Origin of the sequence: Ruegeria sp. THAF33 (genome assembly GCF_009363615.1) — a bacterium.
Taxonomy (GTDB): Bacteria; Pseudomonadota; Alphaproteobacteria; order Rhodobacterales; family Rhodobacteraceae; genus Ruegeria.
In genome coordinates this window covers 420,161-427,500 of sequence record NZ_CP045384.1, presented here as the reverse complement: position 1 = coordinate 427,500, position 7,340 = coordinate 420,161, and the positions used below count along the sequence as shown (strand labels likewise).

The window sequence follows — 7,340 nt, the reverse complement described above, 5'->3', positions numbered from 1 at the left end:
TGCCCCCCGAGTTCAATATTCCGCGGCTGCAAAACCTGACCCCCATGGTGCCCGAAGGCGCTCTGGTTCTTGCAATATCGCAGTTTGTCCTGTTTTCCGGGCCGACGCCAACCGGGTGGCGGCATGTCGGGCAGACGGCTTTTCGGTGTTTCCGGCCCGAGACGACCGAGGCATTCGCCCTCAAGCCTGGGGATGAACTGATATTCGAACCCGTTTCCCGCGAAGACCTGGAACATATCAGAGCCAAAAACGAAGATGGCACCGGCGGAGCAACCTGCGAGGAGATTGCGCCATGAGCCTAATCGTCCACCAGATCGGCCCGGCTTGCACCATCCAGGATCAGGGGCGCACAGGTTATCTGGACCAGGGCCTGTCCCGGTCCGGGGCCGTCGATACAATGGCCCTTCATGAAGGCGCCGCATTGCTCGGCCAGAGCCCGGAACTTGCTGCGCTGGAAATGGCCGGAATGGGTGGCACGTTCGAGGCCACACAGAACATGCGCATCGCATTGACCGGCGCGCGGATGCAGGCCAGCATTGATGACAGCCTCGTGGCCTGGAATGCCTCGCATCACCTCGAACCCGGACAACGGCTGGTCATCGGTGCGCTTCTGCAAGGCAATTACGGCTATCTTCATTTGGGAGGCGGTATCGATTCAGAGGTTTTTCTTGGATCTCGATCCGCGCACCTGACGGCACGGATCGGGCGAGCGGTGAAGCCGGGCGACCGGCTGACCTGTGGCCCGGATGCAGGCGACGCTGGTTTGAAACTTCCCCCTTCCGAACGCTTCTCGGGCGGCGTTCTGCGTGTCGTCGCCAGCTTCCAGACGTCCTTGTTTGATGGCGCAACGCTTGATCGATTTGCGCGCACCTCATTCCATCGTGGCGCACGCGCCAACCGGATGGGGATGCAAGTGAACAGTGACGGCGACGGGTTCGCGGCCACTGGCCAACTGAACATCTTGTCCGAGGTTATTACCCCGGGCGACATCCAGATGACCGGAACCGGAGATCCGTTCATCCTGCTGCCTGAATGCCAGACCACAGGAGGGTATCCCCGCATCGCGACCGTTTTGCCCTGCGACATGCCCCGCGCAGCCCAGACACCCGCCGGCGGAGCGATCACGTTCGAATTTGTCAGCATGGAGCAAGCCACCGAATTGCACGCGGCATTCATGGCGGATCTTGCCCGCCTGCCCTCAAAAGTCGAAGCGTTGGTGCGTAACCCGCATGACATCCCGGACTTGCTGTCCTACCAATTGATCAGCGGAGTGATCTCTGCCACCGACTAAGGAGATGTGCCGATGCCAAGCGTCGATCTGAATGCCGATATGGGGGAAAGCTATGGCCCATGGAAAATGGGCGACGACGAAAGCCTTCTGAAGATCATCACCTCGGCCAATATTGCCTGTGGCTTTCATGCGGGTGATCCGGATGTAATGGCATCGACAATGAAGCTGGCGGCCGAGAATGATGTCGGTATCGGGGCTCATCCCGGGTTTCCCGACCTGCAAGGCTTTGGCCGCCGGAACATGAAGCTGTCTCAGGACACCCTCCGCAATCTGGTGCGGTATCAGTTGGGCGCAGCCATGGGCATGGCCAAAGCGGTTGGCACCAGAGTTCGCCATCTAAAGCTGCACGGCGCACTGGCCAATATGTGTTCGGTCGATGTCGATATGGCGCGGGCCTGCTATCAGGGCGCGCTGGACGTCGATCCCGACATCATCGTGATGGTTCTTGCCGTGACGAAACAGGAAGACGCCGTGCGCGAGCTGGGCTGCAAATGGGTGGGCGAGATTTTTGCCGACCGCGCCTATAATGACGACGGAACATTGGTTGACCGCAGCCGGCCAGGCGCGGTGATCCATGACGCGGATGTCGCAGGACCCCGCATCCTGAACATGGTCCGCGAAGGCGCGATCATCACCGAAAGCGGCAAGCGGCTGGAAACATCGATTGACACAATCTGCCTGCATGGGGACGGACCAACCGCGGTGCAGATCGCCCGTTCTGTTCGCGAAAGCCTGATCGGGGGCGGTGTCGAGGTCACGAAATTCACCCGCTGAACATCATGGGTTAACGTCGGCAACCCAAATTCACGACTGTTGCCCGTACAGGCCTCAGCGCCTAGCATGTCGGGCAAACGCAAATTCTGAATACTACAATTTCAAACAATGCCTTGACCCGTGGCGGGCAAGAGCAAGGAGGTCGTGGAATGTCATTTGATCTGATGTCTTATCAGCCCCGGGGCGACAAGAAGAACTCGGATTTCTTCAATGAATACCTTCCGAAGATTTACGAACGCCGGACAAGCTCGGGCATTGCGGATCAGGTCGGCGCGATGCGGGCCATCATCATTCAGGTCGAACCCGACGCGGCGTTCGACACGATGGTCGAGCTTTACGTGATGACACCCTATCGGCACACCGCCAGCTATCTGGGACGGACCCACAGATTCTCGGTTCTGCATTCACATCCCGACTATCCCGCGCTGATCCTGATGGCGCCGCTCAGCCCCGGGTTTGAAGATTTCATCCCCCGCATCAATCGCATGTATCCACTGGCGCGCAACACACCGCAGACGCGCTATGTGGGCGAGGTATACGCAGCCTGCGATCTGGACACGCTGACCCATGCACTTGAGGATCAGAACATACGGTTCGAATATCCCGGAGATACCGAGAACCCGTTCTACACATCAGACGGGTTCCGATTCACCACCCCGTCCGATTTCACCTGCAACCGCGTCGGGTATTCGACCCACGACTTCAACGACACCGACAGTCTGGGCCTTGGGGATCGCGTGTTGCTGAGCGACACGGAACAGGCCCGTCTGGAACAGGCCGCCGCTTTCGGAACCGAAAGCAAAATCGCCCCGCTGATGCTGGGAATCGACCATCTTGCGACGCGGGTATTGGCGGGCGAGCGCGAGGATGCGATCCTCGAGTTTCTGACCATGGTGCCCTATTATTTCTGGGGCGCTTACAACATATTTGACATGAACTCATCGACCAACGTGAACCGCAACGGCAATGTGGACGATGACAAAAAATCTCCGGCCAAGGTATTCACCGCAAACAACACGCCATCCTTCGTGAACTCCTTCGCCAAGCTGCCGATGCCGACCGAGGATTTCGTGCGCAATTTTGGCCGTCGTCTGCATCACATGGCCGTCGAGATTCAGGATGGCGATCACGGCGCCGGGGAAAAGAACGTCGATTTCGTTGTGAACACACTGAAGGACAAGGGTGTCCCGTTCCTCGCCCATGTGGTGGGTGAGTGCAAAGACGATCCGAACCTGAAACAGATTTTCTCGAAACACTCCAAGCATACCCTGCTGATTACCGAGTACATCGAGCGGTGCCACAAATATGATGGGTTCTTCACCAAGGACAATGTCGCCGCCCTGACAGCCGCCGCCGGACAGGACGAACAATACCAGCACGGTCACGTTTTCGATTGAAAAAAGGGCTGCGGAATGCCGCAGCCCAGACCCATTCAGGAGAGAATATGCCGAACCTTATGATGGCCCGATCATGAAACAGGTGACGTTGCGGGCCTGCAAACGGCGACAGGCCAGATCCGCCTGTTCGCGGGTCATGCCCTGAAAGGTTGCGTCAAACCCACGCGAGCTTTGGTTCACTTTGCGCAGCGTGCCTTCCAGAGTGGTCATTTCCGACAATGCGGTTTTCAGCAGAACCTTCTCGGCCTCATACCGCGTGGTGTAGCGCCCCACATTGACGCCCCACAGGTGCCCACCTGACGAAGACAGCCGAGTGACAACCTCCTGTTCAGGCTCGGGCTGTTTGGTGGAATCCGTCGAAGCCAGAACCAGATTTTCGGGGCGCAATGCCGGACGGGTGTCGGATGTTTCTACAGGCGGTGCGGTTGGTGCGATATCAGCTTCTGCAATGGCAGCCGCGATCGCGCTGGTGATGCGGTCGCGATTCTCATCAGCTGTCACAGCAACCGCGCTTGCGACTTGCGTTGACGCGGAGGGGCGCCGAACTGGGCGCAAACTGGATTTTGGCGCCCCGCTCACGCTGGCGACCTGCGTCCCGGCACCCAATCCGGTATTTCCTGCATAAGCCGGTCGCGCAGGTTTGCGAATGGGCGCACGCGACGGCGCACGGCGGAAACCCAAATCCAGAAGCTCGGCAACCTTGGCATTCCGAGAGGCGCCGGACTTTCCGCCAAAGACGGTGGCGATGATGCGTTCATTCTTGCGTTTTGCCGATGCCACAAGATTGAACCCAGCCGCTCGGGTGTACCCGGTTTTGATGCCATCGGCGCCTTTGTAGGCTGCCAACAGGCGACGGTTGGTGTTGGGAACGGTTTTGATCCCTGCATAGGTCGATTGGCGCGAGAACAGGTTGTAGTATTGCGGATAGTCATACAGCAGATGCCGACCCAGCGTGGTCATGTCACGTGCGGTCGAAAGATGCCCCGCCTCGGTCAAACCATGGGCGTTTTTGAAGGTCGTGCGGCTCATCCCCATCGCCTTGGCGGTTCGCGTCATACGACGCGCAAAAGCTGCCTCGGATCCGCTGATGGCAATACCGATGGCCGTGGCAGCATCATTCGCCGATTTCACAGCAGCCGCGCGGATCAGATAGCGAAAAGCAATTGTCTGACCAGCGCGCAGCCCCAGCTTCGACGGTGGCTCGGCTGCCGCCTTTTTGGTGATCCGAACCGGGGTATCCAGCGTGATCTCACCATTCCGCACCGCTTCGAACGCGATATAAAGCGTCATCATCTTGGTCAGCGATGCCGGGTGAAGCCTTGTGTCAGCATTGCGCGAATGCAGAACCTCTCCGGTTCGGGCATCAATCACCATCGCTGCGTAAGGTGCCGCCATGGACCTGAGCGGCGCAAACGCCAGCACACATAGCAACATTATGAGAAAAAAGCCCATTCGGGCCGGAACTGTCCGCCGAATCTGCACGATTTTTGCCTCTGTCTGCCTCGCGCCGCCGGGTTTTCCCGGTCAGCAAAAATTATTTTATTATCGTAAACACTATCACAGAGACTTGGTGAAATAAACCGAAAGCTGAGCATTTCGCGGTTTCGTTAGGTTGCCCGAACTGGGCTATATCTAGACAAATACTGCCCTGAGCCCACCAGATGCGCGATTGAGGCAGAACTTGGTCAACACCCGGCAGGGTTTTCGTGGAACTGCTGCCAAAAGGCAACATCACTTCAGGCTGTGCACCAATTCGGCCAGACCGCCCAAATCCCTCAACTCCCGGAATCGGGGACTGTCGACCGGGGCTTCAGCATGCTCCACCTCCCAGATAAGGCCGTGCGGGACATGAACCCCCCAGCTTCCTGCCTGGATCGGAGCCACAACGTCAGATCGCATGGAATTGCCAACCATCATCGCGCGCGCCGGGCCATCACCATGCCGCTCAAATATCGACCGGTAAGTTTCAGGGGTCTTTTCAGACACGATTTCCACTGCGTCGAACAGATCACCCAGACCCGACTGAGCCAGTTTGCGTTCCTGGTCGATCAGGTCCCCTTTGGTAATCAAGACAACCCGGCACAAGCCTGTCATGCCTTCCACCGCGTCGCGGGCATGGGGCAACAGCTCGATCGGATAGGCCAGCATCTCTTGCCCGGCTTCGATCAATTGGCGAATGACCGAGGCCGGCACACGGTCATCCGTAACCTCGAGAGCGGTTTCGATCATCGACAGAACAAAGCCCTTGATGCCGTAGCCATAGTGTCGAATGTTGCGCTTTTCGGCTGCCAGAAGCCGCTCCATCAGATGATCCTGGTCGGCATGATCGGCCAGCAACTCGGCAAAATGCGCCTGCGTCAGCTGAAAAAAGCGTTCATTGTGCCACAGGGTATCATCCGCATCGAAACCGATTGTCGTCAGCTTGTCAGTCATCTCGTTTACGTCCGCTTGCTCTTTTCACCGGCCATCCCCACGTTATATAAGCGCGAAGATAAACCCCAAAACTGAATCGGACAGTTGCCTACGATGCTGGAAAAGACCTGGATGATGTCTGACGAACCGGACGACGACAGCGACGCGTCCGTTCTGGTGCAGACGCGCCCAAAAACCAAGCGTCCGCCTTTGTACAAGGTGCTGTTGCTGAACGACGATTACACGCCGATGGAATTCGTGGTTCATGTTCTGGAACGTTTCTTCGGCATGACCCATGCAGAAGCATTCGAGATCATGCTGACCGTGCATAAAAAAGGTGTGGCCGTCGTCGGGGTCTTCAGCCATGAAATTGCCGAGACCAAAGTTGGCCAGGTTATGGATTTCGCCCGCCGGCACCAGCACCCGCTGCAATGCACCATGGAACGCGAAGAATAAGGCTTTTCGCCTGACCCTCACCCATATTTGCCGGAATTGCCCATGTCCCCTCGCCTGGAATTTGCATTGCAGAACGGCCTGTCGCTGTCATCTCCCCTCAGCGTGATCTGCCCTGTTCCAGCCCATGATCTGTCGGCGCTTCCCCATGCGGCGCAGGTGGTGCAGCCGTTCAAACCTTTTTACGACCATTTTGCCGCGCAAAGCTTTGACACGGTGCCCGAGGCGGAAGACCCTTGCCAGGATGCAATTGTCTTTTTGCCGCGGGCCAAGGCGCTTGCGCGGGCGATGATCCATCTGGCCAGTTCACGAGCCCGCGGCGTTGTCGTGATCGATGGCGCAAAGACCGATGGCGTGGACAGCATTCTGAAAGATGTTCGCAAAAGGGTTCCGGTCGAAGGGCCTCTGTCCAAGGCACACGGGAAAATCTTCTGGTTTCGGGCTGACCCGCAGAGCTTTGCAGATTGGGCTGCGCCAAAGACGCAGATCGTCGATGGGTACCACACGGCACCGGGTGTGTTTTCAGCGGACGGGATCGATCCCGCTTCGGCCATGTTGCTGAACGCCTTGCCTGCCCAGCTGGGGCCGCGCGTGGCCGATCTGGGTGCCGGGTGGGGGTATCTGACCGCAGAGCTTTTGAAGCGCGACAACCTAAAATCCGTGCATCTTGTCGAAGCAGATCACACGGCCCTTGCCTGCGCGCGCATCAACGCCTCTGACCCCAAGGCCCGGTTTTATTGGGCCGACGCCGTCACCTGGTCTGCGCCAGAGCCATTGGACATTGTTGTAATGAACCCCCCTTTTCACACCTCACGCAGTGCCGACCCTACGCTGGGGCAGGGTTTCATCGCAGCAGCGGCACGCAATCTGACGCGCAACGGAACCCTATGGATGGTCGCCAATCGCCACCTTCCCTACGAAACCACTCTGAACGAACACTTCGCTCGGGTCGATGAAGCCGCCGGCGACAACCGGTTCAAGGTGTTTGAGGCCTCTCGCCCTCGGCGATAAGG

General features: G+C 58.2%; 8 protein-coding genes (1 of these 8 cut by a window edge). 6 read left to right on the top strand and 2 right to left on the bottom strand.

The features are described from left to right. The 4 genes from FIU92_RS02120 to FIU92_RS02105 form a co-directional block, all read left to right on the top strand. Positions 1–296 carry the end of an allophanate hydrolase subunit 1 gene (locus tag FIU92_RS02120; protein WP_152456992.1) on the top strand. The gene continues 454 nt to the left of window position 1, outside the view, so 296 of the gene's 750 nt are visible here — the last part of the coding sequence; the start codon falls outside the window, past its left edge; it ends in the stop codon at positions 294–296. After that, positions 293–1,291 (top strand): biotin-dependent carboxyltransferase family protein, encoded by a 999-nt coding sequence (locus tag FIU92_RS02115; RefSeq protein ID WP_152456991.1) that lies wholly within the window; start codon positions 293–295, stop codon positions 1,289–1,291. The genes FIU92_RS02120 and FIU92_RS02115 overlap by 4 nt, the downstream gene beginning before the upstream one ends. Positions 1,292–1,303: 12 nt before the next feature. Further along, entirely contained in the window at positions 1,304–2,065 is a 762-nt protein-coding gene (locus tag FIU92_RS02110; RefSeq protein WP_152456990.1) for a LamB/YcsF family protein, read from the top strand. A gap of 149 nt (positions 2,066–2,214) precedes the next feature. Then, entirely contained in the window at positions 2,215–3,462 is a 1,248-nt protein-coding gene (locus FIU92_RS02105) for a hypothetical protein (protein WP_152456989.1), read from the top strand. 57 nt (positions 3,463–3,519) lie between these two features. Here FIU92_RS02105 and FIU92_RS02100 read toward each other — a convergent pair whose 3' ends face one another. Then, on the bottom strand, positions 3,520–4,914 hold the full coding sequence (locus FIU92_RS02100; protein WP_152456988.1) for a D-alanyl-D-alanine carboxypeptidase family protein: 1,395 nt from the start codon (positions 4,912–4,914) through the stop codon (positions 3,520–3,522). A 279-nt stretch (positions 4,915–5,193) separates the two neighbouring features. After that, a complete protein-coding gene (locus tag FIU92_RS02095) occupies positions 5,194–5,895 on the bottom strand; it encodes an HAD family hydrolase (protein ID WP_152456987.1) in 702 nt (233 codons plus the stop codon). 93 nt (positions 5,896–5,988) lie between these two features. Here FIU92_RS02095 and clpS point away from each other — a divergent pair, with 93 nt between their 5' ends. Beyond that, positions 5,989–6,330, top strand: coding sequence for an ATP-dependent Clp protease adapter ClpS (clpS, locus tag FIU92_RS02090; RefSeq protein WP_152456986.1), 342 nt, complete (start codon positions 5,989–5,991; stop codon positions 6,328–6,330). Between the two features lie 42 nt (positions 6,331–6,372). Continuing rightward, entirely contained in the window at positions 6,373–7,338 is a 966-nt protein-coding gene (locus FIU92_RS02085; protein WP_152456985.1) for a class I SAM-dependent methyltransferase, read from the top strand. Positions 7,339–7,340 lie beyond the last annotated feature (2 nt).

Excerpts from the sequence above, each read along its gene's own strand:
- FIU92_RS02105 (WP_152456989.1), top strand. The coding sequence starts at position 2,215 with ATGTCATTTGATCTGATGTCTTATCAGCCCCGGGGCGACAAGAAGAAC.
- FIU92_RS02095 (WP_152456987.1), bottom strand. The coding sequence starts at position 5,895 with ATGACTGACAAGCTGACGACAATCGGTTTCGATGCGGATGATACCCTG.
- FIU92_RS02110 (WP_152456990.1), top strand. The coding sequence starts at position 1,304 with ATGCCAAGCGTCGATCTGAATGCCGATATGGGGGAAAGCTATGGCCCA.
- FIU92_RS02100 (WP_152456988.1), bottom strand. The coding sequence starts at position 4,914 with ATGGGCTTTTTTCTCATAATGTTGCTATGTGTGCTGGCGTTTGCGCCG.
- clpS (WP_152456986.1), top strand. The coding sequence starts at position 5,989 with ATGCTGGAAAAGACCTGGATGATGTCTGACGAACCGGACGACGACAGC.
- FIU92_RS02085 (WP_152456985.1), top strand. The coding sequence starts at position 6,373 with ATGTCCCCTCGCCTGGAATTTGCATTGCAGAACGGCCTGTCGCTGTCA.
- FIU92_RS02115 (WP_152456991.1), top strand. The coding sequence starts at position 293 with ATGAGCCTAATCGTCCACCAGATCGGCCCGGCTTGCACCATCCAGGAT.